The 21015-nt window shown below is 71.5% G+C and carries 20 protein-coding genes and 1 tRNA gene; 11 read left to right on the forward strand and 10 right to left on the reverse strand.

Annotated elements, in window-relative coordinates; genetic code table 11:
* On the forward strand, positions 1 to 529 hold a 529-nt coding region (locus ABT08_RS02085; RefSeq protein WP_288113859.1), incomplete at its 5' end, for an ATP-binding cassette domain-containing protein.
* A 79-nt stretch (positions 530 to 608) separates the two neighbouring features.
* Here ABT08_RS02085 and ABT08_RS02090 read toward each other — a convergent pair.
* Positions 609 to 1790 (reverse strand): amidohydrolase family protein, encoded by a 1182-nt coding sequence (locus ABT08_RS02090; RefSeq protein WP_056207036.1) that lies wholly within the window; start codon positions 1788 to 1790, stop codon positions 609 to 611.
* 67 nt (positions 1791 to 1857) lie between these two features.
* Between ABT08_RS02090 and ABT08_RS02095 the strand changes: the two genes are divergently transcribed.
* From ABT08_RS02095 to ABT08_RS02105, 3 genes are all read left to right on the forward strand, one after another.
* Complete coding sequence (locus tag ABT08_RS02095) at positions 1858 to 2511, forward strand: response regulator transcription factor (RefSeq protein ID WP_235557476.1); 654 nt, start codon at positions 1858 to 1860, stop codon at positions 2509 to 2511.
* Positions 2508 to 4196 carry an ATP-binding protein gene (locus tag ABT08_RS02100; protein WP_288113860.1) on the forward strand — a complete coding sequence of 563 codons (1689 nt, stop codon included), beginning with the start codon at positions 2508 to 2510 and terminating at the stop codon, positions 4194 to 4196. Before ABT08_RS02095 ends, ABT08_RS02100 begins: the two co-directional genes overlap by 4 nt.
* A 66-nt stretch (positions 4197 to 4262) precedes the next feature.
* Positions 4263 to 5795, forward strand: coding sequence for a carboxylesterase/lipase family protein (locus ABT08_RS02105; protein ID WP_288113861.1), 1533 nt, complete (start codon positions 4263 to 4265; stop codon positions 5793 to 5795).
* On the opposite strand, the gene ABT08_RS02110 is transcribed toward ABT08_RS02105, so the two are convergent.
* On the reverse strand, positions 5788 to 7008 hold the full coding sequence (locus ABT08_RS02110) for an MFS transporter (protein ID WP_288113863.1): 1221 nt from the start codon (positions 7006 to 7008) through the stop codon (positions 5788 to 5790). The two genes, ABT08_RS02105 and ABT08_RS02110, sit on opposite strands and share 8 nt — an antisense overlap.
* Positions 7009 to 7258: 250 nt before the next feature.
* On the opposite strand from ABT08_RS02110, the gene ABT08_RS02115 reads away from it, so the two are divergent.
* The 4 genes from ABT08_RS02115 to ABT08_RS02130 all read left to right on the forward strand — a co-directional run bounded on the left by ABT08_RS02115 (position 7259) and on the right by ABT08_RS02130 (position 11104).
* A complete protein-coding gene (locus tag ABT08_RS02115) occupies positions 7259 to 8041 on the forward strand; it encodes an ABC transporter ATP-binding protein (protein WP_045248519.1) in 783 nt (260 codons plus the stop codon).
* Positions 8041 to 8961 carry an ABC transporter permease gene (locus tag ABT08_RS02120; RefSeq protein ID WP_056207028.1) on the forward strand — a complete coding sequence of 307 codons (921 nt, stop codon included), beginning with the start codon at positions 8041 to 8043 and terminating at the stop codon, positions 8959 to 8961. The genes ABT08_RS02115 and ABT08_RS02120 overlap by 1 nt, the downstream gene beginning before the upstream one ends.
* 61 nt (positions 8962 to 9022) lie before the next feature.
* The gene (locus tag ABT08_RS02125; protein WP_045248517.1) at positions 9023 to 10207 is read left to right on the forward strand and encodes a nitrate ABC transporter substrate-binding protein; all 1185 of its coding nucleotides are present in this window, start codon (positions 9023 to 9025) and stop codon (positions 10205 to 10207) included.
* Between the two features lie 99 nt (positions 10208 to 10306).
* Positions 10307 to 11104, forward strand: a complete 798-nt coding sequence (locus tag ABT08_RS02130) for a creatininase family protein (protein ID WP_045248516.1) — start codon at positions 10307 to 10309, stop codon at positions 11102 to 11104.
* A 28-nt stretch (positions 11105 to 11132) separates the two neighbouring features.
* Here ABT08_RS02130 and ABT08_RS02135 read toward each other — a convergent pair whose 3' ends face one another.
* From ABT08_RS02135 to ABT08_RS02160, 6 genes are read right to left on the reverse strand one after another with little or no spacing between them, the layout of a single operon-like run.
* Positions 11133 to 12473: an amidohydrolase family protein gene (locus tag ABT08_RS02135; protein WP_288113868.1), complete on the reverse strand. Its 1341-nt coding sequence runs from the start codon at positions 12471 to 12473 to the stop codon at positions 11133 to 11135.
* A gap of 58 nt (positions 12474 to 12531) precedes the next feature.
* The gene (locus ABT08_RS02140) at positions 12532 to 13266 is read right to left on the reverse strand and encodes an SDR family NAD(P)-dependent oxidoreductase (protein WP_045248514.1); all 735 of its coding nucleotides are present in this window, start codon (positions 13264 to 13266) and stop codon (positions 12532 to 12534) included.
* Entirely contained in the window at positions 13266 to 14342 is a 1077-nt protein-coding gene (locus tag ABT08_RS02145; RefSeq protein ID WP_056207026.1) for a methylenetetrahydrofolate reductase C-terminal domain-containing protein, read from the reverse strand. The genes ABT08_RS02140 and ABT08_RS02145 overlap by 1 nt, the downstream gene beginning before the upstream one ends.
* Complete coding sequence (locus ABT08_RS02150) at positions 14339 to 14944, reverse strand: pyridoxamine 5'-phosphate oxidase family protein (protein WP_288113871.1); 606 nt, start codon at positions 14942 to 14944, stop codon at positions 14339 to 14341. The genes ABT08_RS02145 and ABT08_RS02150 overlap by 4 nt, the downstream gene beginning before the upstream one ends.
* Positions 14941 to 16332 (reverse strand): FAD-binding oxidoreductase, encoded by a 1392-nt coding sequence (locus tag ABT08_RS02155; RefSeq protein ID WP_045248512.1) that lies wholly within the window; start codon positions 16330 to 16332, stop codon positions 14941 to 14943. Before ABT08_RS02155 ends, ABT08_RS02150 begins: the two co-directional genes overlap by 4 nt.
* A gap of 21 nt (positions 16333 to 16353) precedes the next feature.
* Positions 16354 to 17604 (reverse strand): amidohydrolase family protein, encoded by a 1251-nt coding sequence (locus tag ABT08_RS02160; RefSeq protein WP_288113873.1) that lies wholly within the window; start codon positions 17602 to 17604, stop codon positions 16354 to 16356.
* A gap of 202 nt (positions 17605 to 17806) precedes the next feature.
* On the opposite strand from ABT08_RS02160, the gene ABT08_RS02165 reads away from it, so the two are divergent.
* Positions 17807 to 18406 carry a helix-turn-helix domain-containing protein gene (locus ABT08_RS02165; RefSeq protein WP_056207021.1) on the forward strand — a complete coding sequence of 200 codons (600 nt, stop codon included), beginning with the start codon at positions 17807 to 17809 and terminating at the stop codon, positions 18404 to 18406.
* Positions 18403 to 19356 (forward strand): PDR/VanB family oxidoreductase, encoded by a 954-nt coding sequence (locus ABT08_RS02170; RefSeq protein ID WP_056207020.1) that lies wholly within the window; start codon positions 18403 to 18405, stop codon positions 19354 to 19356. Before ABT08_RS02165 ends, ABT08_RS02170 begins: the two co-directional genes overlap by 4 nt.
* A gap of 22 nt (positions 19357 to 19378) precedes the next feature.
* On the opposite strand, the gene ABT08_RS02175 is transcribed toward ABT08_RS02170, so the two are convergent.
* Positions 19379 to 19945: a DUF3558 domain-containing protein gene (locus ABT08_RS02175; RefSeq protein ID WP_052672053.1), complete on the reverse strand. Its 567-nt coding sequence runs from the start codon at positions 19943 to 19945 to the stop codon at positions 19379 to 19381.
* Positions 19942 to 20793 carry an inositol monophosphatase family protein gene (locus ABT08_RS02180; RefSeq protein WP_082483036.1) on the reverse strand — a complete coding sequence of 284 codons (852 nt, stop codon included), beginning with the start codon at positions 20791 to 20793 and terminating at the stop codon, positions 19942 to 19944. Before ABT08_RS02180 ends, ABT08_RS02175 begins: the two co-directional genes overlap by 4 nt.
* Before the next feature lie 103 nt (positions 20794 to 20896).
* On the opposite strand from ABT08_RS02180, the gene ABT08_RS02185 reads away from it, so the two are divergent.
* Positions 20897 to 20969 (forward strand) — tRNA-Lys (locus ABT08_RS02185).
* The last annotated feature ends 46 nt before the right edge of the window (positions 20970 to 21015 follow it).

The following is a 21015-nucleotide window of genomic DNA, read 5'->3' on the forward strand; positions in this document are numbered from 1 at the left end:
GGGGCAGATGGAGTTCACGGATCCCTCACTGGCACTCAACCCGCTGCGCACGATCGACAGCGTGCTGCGGGAGCTGCTGCGGCGCACCCGCCCCCGGCGATCCGCCGCGGAGCGGGAGACGGCGCTCAATGATCTGCTCGAGTCGGTCGCGCTGACCCCCGAGCTCGCCCGCCGCCGCCCCGGCCACCTCTCAGGCGGACAGCGTCAGCGCGCCGCTATCGCCCGCGCGCTCGCGGTGGATCCCGAGGTGCTCGTCGCCGACGAGCCGACGTCGGCGCTGGATGTCTCGGTGCAGGCCGAGATCCTCGAGCTGCTGGACGAGCTCGCCCGACGCCAGGGACTCGCGATCGTGCTCATCACGCACGACCTGCGCGTCGTCGAGCGGCTGGCAGACGAGGTCATCGTGCTCGAGCAGGGCCGCGTGCAGGAGCAGGGCGCCGTGGCCGACGTGCTGCGGCGCCCGACGTCCGCCTACACCCGAGCGCTCATCGACGCGGTCCCGCGGCTCGACGGCGGCGCGCACCGCTGAGGCGACGTGGCGCACAGGTCAGCGAGGTGCGCGTGAGTGACTCGGGTCGACGCCGGAGGCCGCAGCCGGATCGCCCGGGTCAGGTCCCGATGCCGGAACGGAAGACGCGTGTGACGGTGGGCGCGCCGGGGGCATCCAGTCCGCGCAGCGCGACCGCATCGAAGACGCCGCCGACACTGAGCACTCCCGCGGAGGGGTCGCCTTCGACGAGAGTCGCGCCCGCCCGCGTGGCGGCGACCAGCACCTCGGCGGCCGACAGGCCCACCGCGCGCAGTGCGGCGAGCTCCTCCGCGATGCGGCCGTGCTGCTGCGGCGTGCCGAAGTCCGTGCCGACGGCGACCGTCGCCCGCGCGTCGAGGGCGTCGCCCACGGCCCGGGGATGCGCCTCGACGACCGCCTCGGCCCGCGCGCGCAACGGCGCCGGCAGGTCGACGGGGGAGGCGGCATCCGTCAGCAGCTGGTAGATGCGCAGGGTCGGCACGATCGTGACGCCCGACGCGGCGGCGGTATGGGCCTGAGCCGGCGTGAGGAAGATCGCGTGCTCGATCGAGGCGACCCCCGCGTCGAGGGCGTCGTCGATGGCCGCGCCGCCCCAGGCGTGCACCATGACGCGCAGCCCGTGCGCGGCGGCCTCCTCGGTCGCCGCGCGTACCGTCTCGCGCGAGAACCGGGGGACGAGCTCGAGGGCATCGGCGTCGCCCAGGCCGCCCGTCGCGGCGAGCTTGACCCAGTCGGCGCCGTCGTCGGCCAGCGCGGCGACGACCCGCCGCATCGCGTCAGCGGTCGGCGCGTCGGTCGCCGTGATGATGCGGTGGCTGAGCGACAGCCTCGGAGCCGATGCCGGGTCGGATGCCGCGCGACGCCGCAGCGTCTCGTCGGCACCGCCCGCATCGCGCAGCAGGGTGACGCCGGAGCGGAGCGTGCGGGTCAGGGCGTCGGACACCAGAGCTTCAGTGCGGACCGAGTCGATGTCCGCCCGCTCGCTGTCGTGGAACGCCGCCCACGCGATGTGGCAGTGGGCGTCGACGAGCCCCGGTGCGAGCACCTCGTCGACGAGACGCACCACGCGCCCGGCGGGTGGCGCATCCACCGTCGCACCGAACGCGGCGATCCGCCCGTCGATGACCCGGACCCCTGGGTTCGGCACGATCGTGCCGTGCGCGTCGAGCAGTCGCCCGCCGACGATCAGAAGCGGTGCCGCCGGGTCGACGAGATCGACCACCGGCTCGGAGGAGGGGGCGTCGTCGGCAGTGCTGTGCATCTCGCCGCCAGCCTACGGCCGCGCGCGGGCCGTCATCGTGCCGTTCGGCATGATTTCCTCGACTAGCGTGGACACCGTGGGAGCGGGGTGGGTGCGTCGCGTGCTGGTCGTGGAGGACCAGGCGGCGCTGCGCACGCTCGCGTGCGAGCTGCTCACCCGCAACGGCTGGGATGCGACCGGCGCGGCATCCGCCGATGAGGCCATGCGACTGTTCGCCGAGGTCGATCCCGACGCCCTCGTGACCGACATCGACCTGGGCAGTCGTCCCAACGGCATCGACCTCGCCCAGACGCTCCACCGACTCGCTCCGCACCTCGGCATCGTCTTCCTCTCGAGCTACCCGCGCGCCGCCGCGGGCGCCGAGCCGCTCGGAGTGGCGGGTGCCGTGTTCGTCAGCAAAGACGCGCTCACCTCGCCCGCGGTGCTCTTCGAGGCGCTCGAGACGGCGCTGTCGACCCACCCGTCACCGGCGCCGACCGTCGCAGCGCCCGTCGCCGACAAGCTCGGTACCCTCACGCGGCACCAGATCGACGTGCTCGCGATGATCGCGCGCGGCTGGTCGAACGAGCAGATCGCCGAGGCATCCGGAGCAACGGTCCGCGCCGTCGAACGGTCGATCAGCCGCATCTTCGAGCGGATGCGCCTCACCGGCGATCCTGCTGTCAATCCCCGCGTCGCCGCGGCTGCCGCCTACATCTCCGCCTTCGGACCCGTGCGATGAGACGACTGGCGTCGGCCGTCGTCCACGTGGTCGGCGGCGGCGCCTACGTCTCGATCTGGACGCTCGCGGTCGCCGTCGCGCTCTCGCTCACCGTCGTGAGCCCCGCCGGCGACCTGTCGCCGGATGAGGCGTTCGACGGGTTCGTCGTGTCGCTCATCGGCGCGCTGGTCTTCGGCCTCCTGCTCGGGCTCGTCGCCGTCCTCGAACGGAACATCCCGACGCCACGGGGTCGTGCTACCGCCGTGCTCGCCGGCGTGGCCGTCGCTGCCGCCGCGCGACCGCTCGTGCAGGACGCGGCGCTGCGTGCCGCGGGATTCCCGGGCGACTCGGTCGAGGTTCTCGCGTTCCGCGTCGCCACGAACCTCATCGTGTGGCTCGTGACGCTGTCCGTCACGGCGCTCGTCGTCGACGCGATCCGTTCCCGCCGGCGCGTCAACGCGCTGCTTCGCTCGGTGCGGGCCGAGCTCGCAGCAGCGCAGCAGAGCACGGAGGCCTACGATCGTGCGGCCCGGGCGCTCGTCGTGCGCGTCGTCGACGACGCCCGCACGCGCCTCGCCCAATGGAACGACCCGCCCACTGTCGAGCAGGTGCGCGCCTTCGCAGCCGACGCAGCCCGCGCGGAAAGTCATGAACTGGCCGATCTCGCGGCGGCCGAGCCGCCCCGGATGCCCGGTGAGCTCGACGTGCGTCGCGCGCGACTGTTCGGCCTGCGCCTGCCGCCGGTCGGCCTCGTCGGCCTCGTCTACCTGGTCTTCATGCTTCCCTATGCGGTCCGGGCGGCGACCCCCGCGGTACTCGTGGTCGGCGCCGTGTTCCTCGTGATCGGATCGCTCGCCACCGACTACCTGCCCCGCCGCCTGTCGGTGCTCAGTGGCGGCAGAGCGCGCGCCGGAGTCTTCCTCGGAGTCTCCGTCCTCACCGGCTTCGCGCTGTCGCTCGCCTCGGTGCTCGGTGGACTGACCGGCATACGGGTGCTGATCCCCGCCCTCGCGTTCCCGTTGATCGCGTTCGCGTTCGCGATGCTCGCCGCCGTCGTGCACGCGCTGCAGGTCGAGCAGCGCCGCCTCTCCCACGCCGTGGCCTCCCAGCAGCGGGCGCTGCGCCGCGGCACCGCCCCCGCTCGGGCGGCGTTGACGGATGCCGCCCAGATCCTCCATCGCGACGTGCAGGCCCGCTGCGTGCTGCAGCTGCAGACGCCGAGCGCAGGCATCGCGGCCGACATCGACGAGCTGCTCGCGCAGGCCGCCGACGTGTTCGCGCGCCCGGCGCCGCCCGTCGGGGCGGAGGCCGTCGACCAGGTCATCGCCACCTGGGCGCACGTGATCGCCGTCGACGTGCGCATCGACGACGACGCCCGCGCCGCGCTCGACGGCGATGGCACGCTCGCGCGGGACGCCTACGACATCGTCGCCGAAGGGCTTCTCAACGCGGTCAAGCACGCCGACGCACGCCGGGTGGGGGTGAGCGTCGACCTCACATCCACGGGTGCCGGGCGGATGCTGCGTCTCGCCGTGCGCTGCGAGGGCATCCTGCCGCGGGGGGCCGCGCTGCGCCCGGCATCCCACGTGCGCTCCCTCGGCGCCGAGCTCGTGCAGGTGGCAGACAGCGTGGTGCTGCGGGCGCTTCTCGTGGTCGATCCGGGCGGATCGCGGCATCCTGTCGTGTCAGCCGTACATCCCGCCTGAGCGCTCGGAGAGGGCGGATAGCTTCGGGCTATCGCACCCCAGACCAACGCTCAAGGAGACCCCGTCATGTTGGACGCCACCACCATCACCGCCCCCGCCGGAACCTTCCGCGGCGCCACCGCCGCGAACGTCACGTCGTGGCGGGGCATCCGCTACGCGGAGGCGCCGATCGGCCCGCTGCGCTGGCGCGACCCGGTGCCGGCCGCCCCGGTCGAGGGCGTCGTGGACGCGCTCGCCTACGGCCCGGTCTGCCCGCAGCCGGTGAACCCGTCGATCCCCCTCGGCACCGACATCGTGCAGAACGAGGACTGCCTCTCGCTCAACGTGTGGGCGCCCGCCGACGCTGCCGGCCCGCTGCCGGTGATGGTCTGGCTGCACGGCGGTGCGTACACGTTCGGTTCGTCGAGCCAGCCGCTGTTCGACGCGACGTCGATCGTGACGAGCGGCCAGGTCGTGATCGTGACGGTGAACTACCGTATCGGCGCGCTCGGCTTCCTCGACCTCAGCGAACTGCTGCCCGAGGGCGGCTTCGACCGCAATCTCGCCCTCAAGGACGTGCTGACGGCCCTCCGCTGGGTGCAGACGAACATCTCCGCCTTCGGCGGTGACGCGTCCCGCGTGACCGTGTTCGGCGAGTCCGCGGGGGGCGGCCTCGTCACCACGCTCCTTGCCGTGCCGTCCGCCGAGGGTCTCTTCCACCGCGCGATCGCCCAGTCGTCGCCGGCATCGAGCATGTACGGTCCGGGACGCGCCCGTGCCGTCGCGGAGCGCTTCGTCACCGAGGCGGGCCTCGACGGTGCCGCAGTGACGGCACTGCGCGAGCTGCCCGTCGAGGAAGTCGTGCGGGTCGGCCAGGCCGTCTACGCCGCCGTCCCCTCGACCGACCCGGGCACACTCGCCTTCGCCCCGATCGTCGACGGCGACCTGCTGCCCGAGGCTCCCGTCGACGCGCTCAGCGAGGGCCGCGGCATCCCGGTTCCGCTCATCATCGGGACGAACAAGGACGAGGCGTCGCTGTTCAAGTTCATGAAGTCGCCGCTGATCCCGATCACGGACGACCGCATCCAGCAGATGTTCACGGACATGGCCGCCGATGACCCGTCCATCGACATGCCGCCGATCGAGCAGGTGCGCGGAGCCTACGAGCACGCCCGCCAGGGCGCGATCGGTCTCGGCATCGCCCGCGACATCGGCTTCCGCATGCCGACGCTGTGGGTGGCCGAAGGTCACAGCCGCGTGGCACCGACCTACCTCTACCGCTTCGACCACAGTGCGCCCTTCCTGCGCCTGATCGGTCTCGGCGCGACACACGCGACCGAGCTGCCCTACCTGTGGGGCAACCTCACGAGCGGCCCGAAGGACCCGACGTTCAAGCTCGGCGGCAAGCGCGCCGCGATCGAGATCTCCCAGCGCATGCAGGAGCGGTGGACCCGGTTCGCCTACGGCCAGGAGCCCACGGCCGACGGCGCGGTCGACTGGCCGCGCTACGACGCCGCCGCGCGCGACACCCTCGTGATCGAGCACACCGACTCGGTCGTTCCCGACCTCGACGCGGCCCTGCGCAGCGCCTGGGGCGACGAGGTGCTCTCGTTCAGCTGACCTGCGACACCACCGGCCGCCGCACCCGCGCGACCACCGCGACGACACCCTCGCCTGCGGCGGAGAGCACGAGTGCGGCGGCCGCGGCCGCGGTGACGATGAGGAATCCGGATGCCGCGCCCTGCGCGTCTATCCATGCCCCCGCGATCATCGACCCGAGCGGGATGCCGATGCCCGAGCCGATCGAGGGATAGGCGAGCAGCTCCGTGACGCGGTCGCGATCGACACGCGACTCCAGCAGGGCGAAGCCGGCGACCAGGAGCGGACCGACAAGCAGCCCGAACAGCAGCACGACCCCGATCAGCACGAGCCCCCGGGCGGCCAGCGGCAGCATGACGGCCGCGGCCGCCACCAGCGCGGTGAGCGCGAGCCACCGGGCCCGTGCCGACGGGCGCAGCGTCAACGCGCCGTAGACGATCGCACCGACGGTGTTGCCGAGGGCGAACGCCGCCATCAGTACGCCCGTGAGCCATGCGCCGCCGAGCTCGGCGGCCCATGCGACGGCAGTGATGTCGAACGCGCCGAACATCGCGCCGACGCCGATCCAGGCGACGACGAGCGGCAGGATGCCGAGGGGCGGCACGAGACGCGCGCGGCGCTCCCGGCCGCGCGGGATGGGCTGTGAGCGGGTGAGAACGCCGAGCCAGGCGAGTCCGACGGCACCGATGACGACGATCACCGCCAGGCCCGACGCGGGAGCCGCGGCGACCGCGATCACCGTCACGAGCGGCGGCGCGAGCACGTAGAGGATCTCGTCGACGATCGTCTCGATGGCGAATCCGCTCTGTCGATCGTCTCCGGCCAGGAGCGCGGTCCACCGCGCACGCACCGCGGGACCGACATCGAGGCAGCACACCCCGGCGATCGCCGCGAGCCCGAACCACGTCCACACCGGCCACCGCCACAGCACCGCGCCGGTGAGGAGGGCGGTGGACACGATCAGAGCCGCCGCGGACGCCAGCAGGGGCAGGCGCTGTCCCACGCGATCCATCGCGCGCGCCCACACGGGTCCCGCGAGCGACAGCCCGACGACGAACGTCGCGGCGATCGCACCGCCGAGCGCGTAGCTTCCGCTCGCGCCCGACACGAGCAGGATCGCGCCGAGCGAGAGCGCTCCCCGGGGAAAGCGGGCGAGCAGCCCCGCGAGGGAGAACCACGGAGCGCCGGGGGCGATGAGCGCACGGCGATAGCGATCGAGGTCGATTGCGGTCATGACGACCCGGCCTGTTCTGGCCGGTCGAACTCGGGAGACTCCCTCGGGACAATCGCCGGCGTCGTCAGTCTAGGCACGCGCGCGAGGCCGTCGAGCGGGCGGGGAGGCGGCGGCATCCGGGTTTTCGATCAGGGTTACAGCGGCGACACATGAGCGAAACACCCGATCCCTAACTTGAGCGTTGTTGAGCGCATCAACATTCGCCCCGAAGACGCGGCGTCGCCACCCCTCGAGCGAAAGCGAGTCCGTCGTGACCACGGTCGCACCTCCCACCGGCTCCACCCCCCTCCCGCAGACCCGGGATCTCGTGTCGTTCACCGACGTCGAGATGAAGTTCCCCAACGGCACCGTCGCCCTCCACGGTGTCGACCTCTCCGTGCGCACCGGCGAGTTCCTCACCGTCGTCGGACCCTCCGGCTGCGGCAAATCGACGCTGCTGCGAATCGCCTCCGGACTCGAGACCGCCAGCCGCGGCACCGTCGACGTCAGCACCGACCGCATCGGCTACGTCTTCCAGGACGCCACCCTCCTCGCGTGGCGCAACGTGCAGCAGAACGTGGAGCTGCTCGCCGAGCTGAACAACCAGCCCATCCGCGTCCGCCGCCCCAAGGCTGATGCCGCGATCGACCTCGTCGGCCTCAAGGGGTTCGAGAAGCACCTGCCCAAGCAGCTCTCCGGCGGCATGCGGATGCGCGCTTCGCTCGCACGCTCGCTCACCCTCGATCCCGAGCTCTTCCTCTTCGACGAGCCGTTCGGTGCACTCGACGAGATCACCCGCGAGCGCCTGAACGACGAGCTCATCCAGCTGTTCATCGCCAAGGGCTTCGCGGGGATGTTCATCACCCACTCGGTGTCCGAGGCCGTGTACCTCTCCACGAAGGTGATCGTCATGTCGGGCCGGCCCGGCACCATCGTGAAGAGCTTCGATGTGCCGTTCGCCATGGCCGACCGCAACCCCGACATCCGATACACCCCCGACTTCGCCGAGCTCGTCGGCGAGGTGTCGCACGCGCTCCGAGAAGGGCACCGCTGATGTCCACGCCGTCCACCGAGACCTCCGCCGTGACCCCCGAGGCAGCAGTCGAGCCCGCGGTCGCCGCCGCGCACCTCGATTCCGCCGTCGAACCCGCCACCGTCGGCCCCAGCCGCAAGGCGAAGCGCACGTTCGGTCAGAAGGTCAGGCGCACGATCCTGACCCTGCTCCCGCCGCTCGGCGTGTTCGTGCTCGTGATCGCCGGGTGGTACCTCCTCAACGCCATGCAGACGCCCCAGCGGCGATTCCTCCTGCCGACGCCGGGGGAGGTGTTCGTGATGGCCTTCGACCCGTCGGTGTCGGCGGACATCATCACCGGGCTCGCCCGCACCACCGGCGTGGCGATCGTGGGACTGCTCATCGCCTCGGCGCTCGGCATCGCATGGGCTACCTGCATGGCCCTGTGGAAGTGGGTCTACAACTCGACCTACCCCTACGCCGTGGTGCTGCAGACGATCCCGATCCTCGCGCTCGTCTCGCTGATCGGCATCTGGTTCGGCCAGGAGTTCGGCGCCCGTGTCGTGGTGTGCGTGATGATCGCGCTCTTCCCGATGGTGTCGAACACCCTCTTCGGTCTGCAGTCGCTCGACAAGTCCTACCACGAGCTGTTCAAGCTGCAGAAGGCCTCCAAGTGGACCGTGCTCTCCAAGCTCATGTTCCCCGGCGCGCTGCCGTCGATCTTCGTGGGCCTTCGCACCTCCGCCGGCCTGTCGGTCGTCGGCGCCATCGTCGGCGACATGTTCTTCCAGCGCGGCGAACCGGGCCTCGGCGCCCTCATGCAGCGTTACGTGCGCCTGTTGAACATGCCCCAGCTGTTCGATGCGCTGATCGTCTCCGCGCTCCTCGGCGTCGCCATGTTCATCATCTTCGGCGCCCTCTCCAAGCTCGTCGTCGGCCGTTGGTACGAGCCGACCACCTGAGCCCCCTCAACCTGCACCACTCCCGCATCGCACCATCCGTCTCACCCGAAAGAGAGATCACATGCACACACGCACCGTTGTTCGTGCGGGCGCGATCCTGAGCGCCGTGGCCATGGCCGCGGTTCTCGCGGCGTGTTCGTCGAGCACCACCACCGGTTCCAGCGCCGCGGCCTCCGCGGAGGCCGGCACGGTCGACCTCGCCGCGGCCGGCTGCCCGTCGACCATCGTCGTCCAGACCGACTGGTGGCCCGAGTCGGAGCACGGTCACCTGTACCAGATGCTCGGCGACGACGCGACCGTCGAGGCCGACAAGAAGGCCGTCGTCGGAACGCTCTACGCCGGCGGCAAGTCGACCGGTGTGAAGCTCGAGATCCGCGCCGGTGGCGCGGCGATCAACTTCAACAACGTCGCCACCCAGATGTACACCGACGACTCGATCACCTTCGGCTACGTCACCACCGACGACCAGATCGCCAACTCGGGCAAGGTGCCCACGAAGGCCTTCTTCGCGCCCCTCGACCAGAGCCCGATCATGGTCATGTGGGACCCGGCGACCTACCCGAACGTGACCGGTGTCAAGGACATCGGCGCGGCGCTCAAGTCGACCGGCGGCTCGTGGCTGTACTTCAGCGGATCGGCCTACATGGACTACCTGATCTCGCAGGGCTACGTCGACAAGGCCAACACCGACTCGAGCTACTCGGGTGCGCCCGACCAGTTCGTGGCCGCCGAGGGCAAGAGCGTCCAGCAGGGCTTCGCCTCCGCTGAGCCGTACATCTACCAGAACGAGGTCTCGGCCTGGGACAAGCCGGTCAAGTACTCGCTCATCTCGTCGACCGGTTGGGACCCCTACCAGTCGGAGATGGTCGCCAAGACCGGTGACTTCGACAAGCTGACCCCGTGCCTCAAGGCGTTCACGCCGGTGCTGCAGCAGGCCGAGGTCGACTACTTCGCCGACCCGTCGAAGGCCAACGCCCTCATCCAGAAGGCGATCGCCGGCTACAACGCGAGCTGGAGCTACAGCCCCGGTGTCGCGGACTACGCGGTCAAGACGATGCTCGCCGACAAGATCGTCTCCAACGGAGACAACTCCACCATCGGTGACTTCAACGACGCCCGCATGGCGGACTTCTTCACCAAGGCCTCCAAGATCTACACCGATCTGGGCACGAACATCGCGCCCGGCCTGAAGGCGACCGATCTGTACACCAACGAGTTCATCGACACCTCGATCGGACTCAAGTAACACCACCCGATGCCCCCGGCCCCGCGCCGGGGGCATCGGCGTGCCCCACCCGGTCCCCCCGCCGCCGACACGCGCGACCCGCACACAGAAGGATGCCCCGTGACCACGCGCTTCCATGAACTCACCGGCCCCCAGACGGCGACCGTGCTCACTCCGGCCTCGGTGCTGCTGGTGCCGATCGGCGCGATCGAGCACCACGGGCCCCACCTCCCACTGGTGACCGATGCGCTGATGGCGGAGGCCGCCGTCGAAGCCCTCGTGCCCCGTGCACGTGAGGCCGGCATCGATGCCTGGCAGCTGCCGACCCTGCAGATCGCGAAGTCCGACGAGCACTGCTGGGCGCCGGGCACGCTGTGGCTGAGCGGAGAGACACTCATGGACGTGCTCGTCGAAATCGGTCGCTCGATCACGACGACGCCCGCGCGCAAGGTCGTCTTCGTCAACGGCCACGGGGGCAACGTCGCCCTCCTGCAGGTGGCGAACCGCGAGCTGCGCCGACGGTTCGGCCTCCAGACGTTCTCGATGCCCGCCCTCGGCACCGCCGGTCGAACCTCCGACGATCCGACGCTCCCCGACGAGCACGGCCTCGGCATCCACGGCGGGTGGGCGGAGACATCCATCGTCATGCACCTGCGTCCCGACCTCGTGCACCCCGAGCTGTTCGCCCGCAACGTGCCGGAGTGGTTCGACGACTACGAGATGCTCGGGTTCAACGGCAAGCCGGTCTCTTTCGGCTGGCTCTCCGACGACTTCGGCCCGGCGGGCATCATCGGCGACCCCACAGCGGCGACGGCGGCGGCCGGAAAGGCGCTGTTCGACGAGGCGATCGAACGAGGTCTCGTCGCGCTCGGCGAGATCGACCGCTTCACGCTGCCCGAGCGCACGACCCTCATCTGAGCGGCCGTCGCCCGCCGCGCCGCTCCGCTCAGCGCGCGGCGCGCTCGGCGAGCAGGTGCGACATCCGTGCCGTGATGTCGTGCTCATCGGCGGTGACGAGCCGGTAGTCGCGGACGACGACGCGGCCCGCGACCACCACGTGGCGGGGGCGGCGTCCGGGCGAGGCCCAGAGCAGCCCGGCGATCGGGTCGGCGACGCCCGCGTCGGCGACGCCGCTGACGTCCCACACGCAGAAGTCGGCGGCGGCCCCGGGGGCGAGGTGTCCGAGCTCGGGCCGGCCCAGCCCGCGGGCCGACCCGAGCGTGGCCATGTCGATGACGGATGCCGCGGCGAGCGGCCTGCCCGTAAGGCCCGACACCTGCAGGGCCAGACGGGCGTCGGCGAGCAGGTGTCCGGCGTCGTTGGAGCCGCCGCCGCTCGTGCCGAGTCCCGTGGCGATGCCCGCGTCGAGGAGATCAGCGACCCGCGCGACTCCCCAGCCCATCGGCACGTCGCATCCGGGGGCGTGGGTCGCGGTGACACCGGCGGCCGCGATCCGGCGGCGCTCGTCGTCGGTGATGTCGACGAGGTGGGCGATCGTGACGTCGTCGGCGAGCCAGCCCCACTCCTCGAGCAGGTCGATCGGGCGGCGTCCGTAGCGCTCGAGGGCGATCGCGACATCCACCTGCTCGTTCGCCTGCGTGCGGCGCCGCAGTCCCCACCGCGCGGCGACCGCGCCGAGGGCGGCGAAGGTCGCCTCGCCGTCGCTGTGCACGCCGGCAGGTCCGACCGCGTACTGCAGCATGCCATCGGCCGTCACGCCCCCGTCGTGACCGTCGGCGAGCAGTGAGGCCGCGATCGCCTCGGCGGAAGCGCCCGCCCAGTCGGCGTCGTCACGGGCCGACCCGCGCACATAGACGAGGCGTCCGCCGAGGCGGGCAGCGGACGTCGCGATGGCTCGCGCGATGTCGACGGTCTCCTCGATCGGCGCGCCGTGCGGCCAGTTCAGGTGATGGTCGGCGACGGTGGTGACGCCGCTCAGCAAGCCCTCCGCGACGGCCACCTCGGCGCAGACGCCGAAGAGCTCCGCATCCATGCCTGCGGTGGAATACGCCGCAGCCATCGCGGGCAGCCAGGCGGCCATCGGCACCCCGCGCGTGCCCGGCAGCGTGCGGAATCCGCTCTGCAGCAGGTGATGGTGGGCGTTGACGAGCCCGGCCGTGATGATCCCGCCATCGGCGTCGAGCGTGTCGACGGTGCGCAGATCGGATGCCTCCGCCACCCGCGCTCCCTCGATGACGAGGTCGCCGGTGCGCACCGTGTCCGCGTCGACGACGATGGCGCGTGCGCCGTGCACGCGCAGGGACGGAGCGGGCGGGAGGGTGGTCATCGGCGGACTCCGGAGGACGGGTGACGGGTGGGACGACGGTGCCCGTGGGGCATCCGTCTCAGTGCATGATCATGCCGCCGGTGACGTTCACCGACTGGCCCGTCATGTAGCGCGAGGCATCGCCCGCGAGGAACGCCGCGACGTCGGCGACGTCGTCGGGTGCGGCGCAGCGGCCGAGGGGCGAGCGCGACGACCACGCCGCCACCATCTCGGGGGTGCGGGTGTCGGCGCCCATCTCGGTGAGCACGTATCCGGGGCACAGGGCGTTCGCGGTGATGCCGTCGGAGCCGAACTCCTGGGCCGTCGCGCGGGTGAGCGCCACGACGGCGGCCTTGGAGGCGGCGTAGGCGCCCTCGAAGCCGCCGCCCGACTTCGCAGCCATGCTCGCAAGGTTGATGATGCGGCCGCCGCCTCCCGCGCGCATCGCGGGCACCGCCTCCTGCGTCGTGACGAGCATGGAGCGGGTGTTGATGACCTGGACGCGGTCCCAGTCGGCCGGGTCGGTCTCGAGCAGTCCGCCGCTGAGGAACACGCCCGCATTGTTCACGAGCACGTCGAGACCGCCGAGCAGATCGATCGCCGCGCGCATCGTGGTGCGGGTGGAGGCGACATCCACGAGGTCGACGGCGAGAGAGGCGACCCCGAGGTCTGCCGCGGTCTGGGCGATCGCGTCGGCGTCGCGGTCGAGCAGCACGACCTTCGCGCCCTCGGCCGCGATGCGCGCCGCGATCGCACGCCCGATGCCGCGGGCCGCGCCCGTCACGATCACACGCTTGCCGTCCAGGGTGCCCATCAGTTCGTCTCCGTTCCGCCGCCGAGCGCGCGGCCGATCGCGGCCACCGCCCGGGCGTACTCGATCTCGGTGCCGTCGTCGACGCCGCCCGAGAGGTCCACGCCGACGACGCCGTCGATCTCGAGGAACTCCCTCCCGAGCTCGATCGCCGCTGCCACGCCCTCGGCGACAGGATCCGGTGCGGCGAGGATGCGTTCGATGTAGCCCGGTGGCAGGGCGAGCTCGGTGAACGAGCGGATGAGGGCCGCGCTCGCATGGCTGAGGATGATGGGGAGGCACGGGATGAAGCCCGTCGTCACTCCCAGGTCGCGCGCGCGGCCGATGAAGGCCGCGACAGGCTCGGCGCCGCCCGAATGGTTGACGAAGCAGATCTCCGCGCCGGCGTGCTGCTTCTCGAGCAGACGTCCGGCGCGCTCGGCGATCGGCGGCGCCATCGGCGACTCGGCGACCGACACGAGGTGGCCCGCTCGATGCGCGAGCGAGGCGAGCTCGGTCGAGTCGAGGTCGAAGACGGGTCGAGCTTCCGGCCGGGAGCCGGTGAGGGTGTGGTCACCGGTCACGCAGTGCACACCGCCGACGCCCGCGTGGGCGAGGGCAGCGAGCTCGCCTTCGAGCGCCACCCGGTTGCGATCCCGGGTGTTCACGCCCGCCCACGAGACGAGGCCTGCCTCCTGCACGAGCCGGGCGCGGTAGGCCGGCGGGAACTGCACGCGCATCTGCCCGGCGTCACCGTGCAGCACCGCGTCGACTCCGCCGACGAGCTCGTGTGCACAGTCGACGATGGATGCCGCATCCACCGGGCGCGCCGGGAAGTCCGCCACGACGATCGGGCGTGTGGCGAGCAGTGCGCGCATGCGCGCCGCGCCCGCAGACGGCACCGGGTCGGGGAGGGGGGCTGCGGCGACCGTCGGCGGGGCGGCGGCATCCGGCCGCACCCCGGACCACGGGATCACGCCCGTGTGCAGGAAGACGCAGGGATGCGGTGCGACCTCGCAGCGCCCGTCGAGACCCACCCCGCCGCACGGGCCGTAGGTCATCGACTTGGGGCAGTCGGCGACGGCCGCGGGGGCGTTCATCCGGCGCGCACCTCGACGGCCCAGGACTCGTCGGGCTGACGACGGTACTCGACGCGGCGAGACGCCGTGTCGTCGCGGCCGGCCCAGAACGTCAGGCGCGTGGGGCGCACGCGCTTGCCGGCCCACGACACGGGCGGCTCGAAGCCGTCGGCGTGCTCCTCCTGGAACGCCGCCCATGCGGCCACACGCTCGGGAAGCGGACGTCGCGCGAACTCGTGGGTGTTCTGCCACGCGAGCTGCTGCAGGTAGACGTTGCGGCGGCGGTAGGCGGCATCCTCTTCGCCCGGCGGCGGCGTCTCGGCGACGCCCTGCACCGTGATCTGATGCTTGTCGTCGAGCAGCGCGATGACGAGGGCGACCCGCGGATCGTTCTCCAGCTGGGCGAACTTGCGCGAGTTCGCGTCGGCGTGGAAGTACAGACCGCCCGCATCGAACTCGGTGAGCAGCTGGGTGCGTCCGTCGGGGGCTCCGGTCTCGTCGACGGTGATCACCGTCATGATCGGACGCGCCGGGTCGTCGTTCGCCGGCAGCCAGGCTGTCAGCAGTTCGAACGGGTCGGTGGGCCAGTCGTCTCGCTCCGCGAGGTCGAACCAGCCGGTCACCAGGCGCCCGCCTCGTCGTCCGTGGTGTCGTCGGTGAGGGCGACGGAGGGCTTCGTGCCCGTGTCGACGTCGGGCTTGACGAGCTTTCCGGGGTTGAGGAGACCCTGCGGGTCTGTCGTCGCGGCCATCTCGCGGGCACGGTCGGGGAAGTAGTCCACGAACCACTGGTGGGGGTTGTGGTAGCCGACGCCGAGCGCGGCGAGCCGGTCGAAGCCGGCCAGCAGGTCCTCGGCCGTCGTGTACTTCGCGGCGAGCATGCCGATGGGCTTCGTCGCCTGCGCCTCGATGTGCAGCCAGCTCTCGCCGGGGTACACCTCATGCACCTCATCGATCCGGTCGACGAGCGCGTCACCGTTGACCTCGACGTGGAACCACGTGTTCGGGTAGCTCTTCTGCAGCCACTCGATCGCGTGGTTGTAGCTGGTCATCGACACCTTCATGGTGTGGTTGATGCCCTCTCGCACCGCTTCGACGGTGCCGCCGGCCGCCTCGACGAGACGGGTCGCCTCCTCGATCGAGCGCACATCGAGGATGCCTCGCAGGCTCGCCTTCCCAGCGGGCAGCGCCTCGTCGGCGGGCAGCGCGTCGGCGAGCAGCGGCACGTCGCCGGAGACGAGTCGCGGAGTGGGCTCGAGGTCGCGGAACTCACGCACCAGCTGGAAGGCCGTGTGGTAGTCGTCGAAGCTCGCGTAGAACGCGCGCCACTCCTGCAGAGGCTCGAGCACCACTTCGGCGCGGGCGATGATCGCGACGACGCCGTAGTTGTGCAGGTACTTCTCGGCCTCGACGCCCTCGAAATGCACGAGCTCCGGCTCGGGGCTCGCGAACACGACGTCGATGGCGCGCACGAAGCCGTGCATGAGCACCCCGTGGGCGATCGAGCCGGTGCCGCCCGAGCCGCCCGAGAGGAAGCCGCCGAGGGTCGACTGCACCGTGGAGGGGTACATGAGCAGCTGCTGGCCGGCGCGGTTGGCGGCCTGCTCGATCTGGATCATCGGCGCGCCCGCTTCGGCGACGATGAAGCCATCGCCGACCTCGACGACCGCGCGGGCCTTGGTGGTGTCGAGCACGAGACCGCCGGCCATCGGGATGCCTTGGCCGTAGTTGCCGGTGCCCTTGCCGCGAGGCGTGATCGGCACCCTGTGGCGCACGGCGGCGGCGACGGTCTCGGCGATCTGCTGGGCCGATGCCGGGAACGCCACGAGCTGCGCGCGGCCGAGGGGGAGCTGCTCGCTGATCAGCGGCGAGAGATACGAGCCGTCGAGCGACGAGCGCTCGAGCACCTGCTCCTCGCGGGTGACGCCGGCGGCGCCGAGGATCTCGGCGAGCTCGGCCGCGAGGGCGTCGATGCGGGCCGCGTCGACAGCGGCGAGGGTGGTGGCAGACATGCGGTCAGCTTTCTCTTCTGATCAGCGGGTGAGAGAGGGGGATGCCGCGGCGACGCCTGCCGGCGCGATGTCGCGGTGGATCGTGGTGCGAGCGACGAGTCGCCCGGCGTGGATGACGAGACGGTCGGGGGAGCCCGAGGCGATCGCCTCGCCGAGGCTGTCGGCGCGCACGGCGAGCAGTTCGGCGCGTGCGCCGACGACGGGGCCTGCCTCGGGAAGCCACATCGCGGCGCGGGCGCCGGCGGTGACGGCGGTGAGGGCTTCGTCGAGGCTCAGGTGTCCGGCGGTCACGAGCAGCGAGGCGGTCTCGAGCGCGTCGCCGCGGCCGACCGGATTGAAGGGGTCGCGCACGTTGTCCGCGCCGGCCCCGAGCACGACGCCGGCGTCGAGCAGGGCGCGGGTGGCGGTGAGTCCGCGCGGCGTCGACACCGGGTGCTCCCAGCCCTGCAGATAGAGGTTCGTGATCGGCAGGGTGATGATGCGGAGGTCCGCGGCGGCGACCGCGGCGATGACCTCGGCGAGCTCGTCCGCGGGGAGCGTGCCCAGTCGTACGCAGTGCCCGGCGGATCGCGGCTGCGACCATGCGGCCACCCGGTTGGCGTACGACACGATCGTGAGCGGGCCGTCGAGGGACTCGTCGGTGTGCAGATCGACGGGGGCGCCGCGCCGCTCGGCGATGTCGAGGGCGCGGTGCAGCTCCGCATGCGGGTCGGTGGCGAGGTGGGGGGCTCCGCCGACGATGTCGACGCCGAGGTCGAGGGCGCCTTCGTACACGTCGTCGGGCACCCACTCGCCGCCGAGGGCGACGAGCTGGATGTCGATGAGCTCGGCGAGCTCTTCGCGCACGCGCACGAGTGCGCGCACGCCGCGCAGCGGGTCGTGGTCGGCGAACAGGTCGACGTGGGTGCGGATGGCCGTCGTCCCCGCGGCGAGGTTCTCGAGCGCCTGGGCACGGGCGCGGGCGGCGATGTCGTCCTCGGTCTGGCCGGCGGCGAACGCGCGCCATGACTCGATCGCGCGGACGAGATCGCCGGCGGGTGGCCGCGCGGCATCCCAGCTGCGGGCCTTGTCGAGGTGCGCGTGCGGTTCGGCGGGCGCCGTGACGACGAGATACCCCCGCAGGTCGAGGTCGGATGCCTCGTCGATCTCCGCGGCCGGATCGGCGGGGGTGACGGCGGCGACGAGCTCGCCGTCGAGGGTGATGTCGACGAGCGATCCGTCGGCGAGACGGGCCGAGCGCAGCACGCGCAGCGGACGCGGGAGTGACGACATGATTCCCCTCGGGAGAGGCCGATCGGGCAGAGCGGGATGTTCGTCCCACTTACAATCGGCACTGTAGGGAGGGCGCGTTTCGCGCATGTGACGCGTCCGTTTCTGCTCGCGAAACCGGCGCGGGCCCGCTCGCCGGGTGTGGTGTACTTTCTGGCGGAGCGGCACCCGCGCGGGTGCCGCTTGCTGTTCGGAGGTGTCAGTCATGGCGAAGGATGTCGCGGCCCCCACCTCGTCGCCGGTCGACGAGGTGACCGTGGCCTTGGGGGAGCGGATCCGCGCGATGCGGCATGCCCGGAGGCTCACTCTCGTCGAGCTCGCCTCGGCGTCGGAGCTCTCCCACCCGTTCCTCTCGCAGCTCGAGCGCGGACTCACCAGGCCCAGCATGGGCTCGCTCGAGCGCATCGCGCGGGCGCTCGGCACCAGCCAGGTCGAGCTGCTGTCGGTCGACCGGCCGGCGACGACGGGCGACGAGGTCGATGTCGTGCGGGCCGATGAGGGGTCGTCGGGCGCGTACGCCGAGGGCATCGCGCGCATGCTCGTCTCGGACCCTCGATCGTTCCACCCGATGGAGTTCCGTGCCGAGAACGTCGAGTTCGGCGACTTCTTCGACCACGACGAGGACGAATGGATGTTCGTTCTCGACGGCACGGTCGAGATCGACCTCGACCGGGAGGGGCGGCCCGATGTGCTCGCCCCGGGGGATTCGGTCTTCTACGCCGGCGGAACCCGGCACCGGTGGCGGTCGGCCGACGGCCGTGCCTACCGGCTCATCATCGTCAAGGAGCATCCCGCACGCCTATGAACCCGATCGCTTCCGATGTGGATGTCCGTGTCGTCTCCCGCACCGCGGTGAGCGACGATCTCGTCGTGCTCGAACTCGCCCCCCAGGGTGACGAGCCGCTTCCCGCCTGGGAGCCGGGAGCGCACGTCGACGTGCTGCAGCCGGGCGGCCTGGTGCGGCAGTACTCCCTCGTGGGTCCGGCCGGTGCGCAGCGGTGGCGGCTGGGAGTGCTGCGTGAGCCCGACAGTCGTGGCGGGTCGACCTGGATGCTCGACCAGGTCGCCGAGGGAACGGTGCTGCGCCTCGCGGGGCCTCGCAACCACTTCCGCTTCGATGCCGCCGCTCATCCGCGTGCGGTGTTCTTGGCGGGCGGCATCGGCATCACGCCGATCGCGGCGATGGCGGATGCCGCGGCATCCGCCGGCATCGACTACGAACTGCACTACGCGGGTCACGAGGGCCGCATGATCCTCGTCGACGAGCTGCGGGAACGGCACGGCGACCGGCTCGTGCTGCACGTGTCGGAGCGGGGCGGACGTCTGGATCTCGAGGTGCTCTTCGGAGCTCTCCCGGCACACACCGGGGTGTGGTGCTGCGGACCGCTGCGCCTCGTGGATGCGGCAGAGCAGATCGCGGGCGCCCACGGGGTGGCGTTCGCAGCCGAGCGCTTCGAACCCGAGCCCTTGACGGCGCCGGTCTGGGACGGGCCGTTCGAGGTGGAGCTGGAGTACAGCGGGATGACCGTCGAGGTCGCGCCCGATCGGAGCGTCCTCGACGTTCTCGAGGAGTCGGGCGTGTTCGTGCTCTCGAGCTGCCGCGAGGGCACGTGCGGCACCTGCGAGACGCCGGTGATCTCCGGCGAGATCGATCATCGCGACTCGATCCTGTCGCCGTCCGAGCGCGAGCGAAGCGACGTCATGTACGTGTGCGTGTCGCGGGCCGCGTGCCCGCGCATCGTGCTCGGCCTCTGAGGGCGCCGGTGCGGGCCCGTGGTCAGGCGGTGGGGCGCTCGATGAGGAGCAGTCCCTGTTTGGTGTCCGAGAGGGTGATCCAGCCGTCGCCGAACTGGTAGGTGGTGCCGTACCCGTCCGCATCCGTCGCGATGGCGGTGTTCGCGTTCTCGGTGAGGTACGAGCCGCGGCTGTCCTCGACGGCGCGGAAGCCCTGGGCGAGCAGGTCGGTGCGCACGCTCGCCGCTTGCTCGGCGGAGATCGGCGCCCAACCGTAGATCTGCACGTGATCGCTGGCGATCGAGTAGTCGCCCCAGACGCACTGCAGGCCACCGGTGAGCACTGTGGACCCTGCGCGGAACGACTCCTGGCGGAAGGTCCAGCCCTGATCGGACAGACTCTTCACGACGCTCGGGTCGAGGATGCCGTCACATGTTGCCGCGGCGGCGGTGGCGGTACCCGTCGGCACGGGGGTTGCGCTGGCCGTGCCGGTCGCGGCAGGGGTCGAGGCGACAGGATTCGACGGCGCGGGGCTCGCGGTCGCGGTGCATCCCGTGAGGGCGACGAGCGCGAGCGTCGTCGCGGTCAGCATCGTGGCACGTCGGGTCACGGAGCGGTCCCTTCGGCTCGGGCGACGGCGCCGAGGAACGCGTCGTGCAGTGCACCGTTGGTGGCCAGCACCGATCGGTCCGAGAGCGACGCGCTGCCGTCGATCGCGGTGACGCGTCCGCCGGCCTCGGCGATGATCGGGAACATCGGGGCGATGTCGTACTCCTTCACTCCGAACTCGGCGACGAACTCGAGCCGGCCCTCGGCGAGCAGCATGTACGGCCACGCGTCGCCGTAGCCTCGGTCACGCCACACGGTACGGGTGAGGGCGACGAGCTGGTCGAGGCGCCCGACCTCGTCCCACTGCTGAATGCTCTGGAAGCTGATGCTCGCCTCGGCGAGCGTGTCGACCGACGAGACGCCGAGGCGACGCGGTCCGGCGTCGGTCGCCGTCCACGCGCCCGATCCGGTCGCGCCCCACCAGCGGCGCCCGAGGGCGGGCTGGCTGACGACGCCGACCTGGGGCACGCCGTCGACGGCCAGGGCGATGAGCGTCGCCCACATCGGGATTCCCTTGAGGTAGTTCGCGGTGCCGTCGATGGGGTCGATGATCCATTGGCGGTGGGTCGATCCTTCGGCTCCGTACTCTTCGCCGAAGATGCCGTCGTCGGGGCGCTCACTGCCGAGGATCGCCCGGATCGCCCGCTCGGTCGCGAGGTCGGCCTCCGTCACGTGCGTCGCATCGGGCTTCACATCGATCTCGAGGTCGGCGGCGTCGAAGCGCGCCATCGTGACGGCGTCGGCCGCGTCCGCGAGGCGCAGCGCGAGCGCCAGATCGGCGGCGAAGAGACCGGATGCCGCGGCATCCCGGGCGTCGGCGGCGTCGGGAGTCACGGGCGCGGCGGTCATGGCTCCAGCCTATCCGGCGGTTCTCGGCCCGATTCGCGGCGCGGGACGCGGGATGATAACGTTGACCCTCGGTTCGACCGCGAGCTTTCGCAGCGCGAACCATGCACCTCTAGCTCAATCGGCAGAGCAACTGACTCTTAATCAGTGGGTTCTGGGTTCGAGTCCCAGGGGGTGCACCGCAGAAGGGCCTCGGCACGCGACAGCGTGGCCGAGGCCCTTCGT

Source organism: Microbacterium sp. SCN 71-21 (assembly GCF_001725695.1).
GTDB lineage: Bacteria > Actinomycetota > Actinomycetes > Actinomycetales > Microbacteriaceae > Microbacterium > Microbacterium ginsengisoli.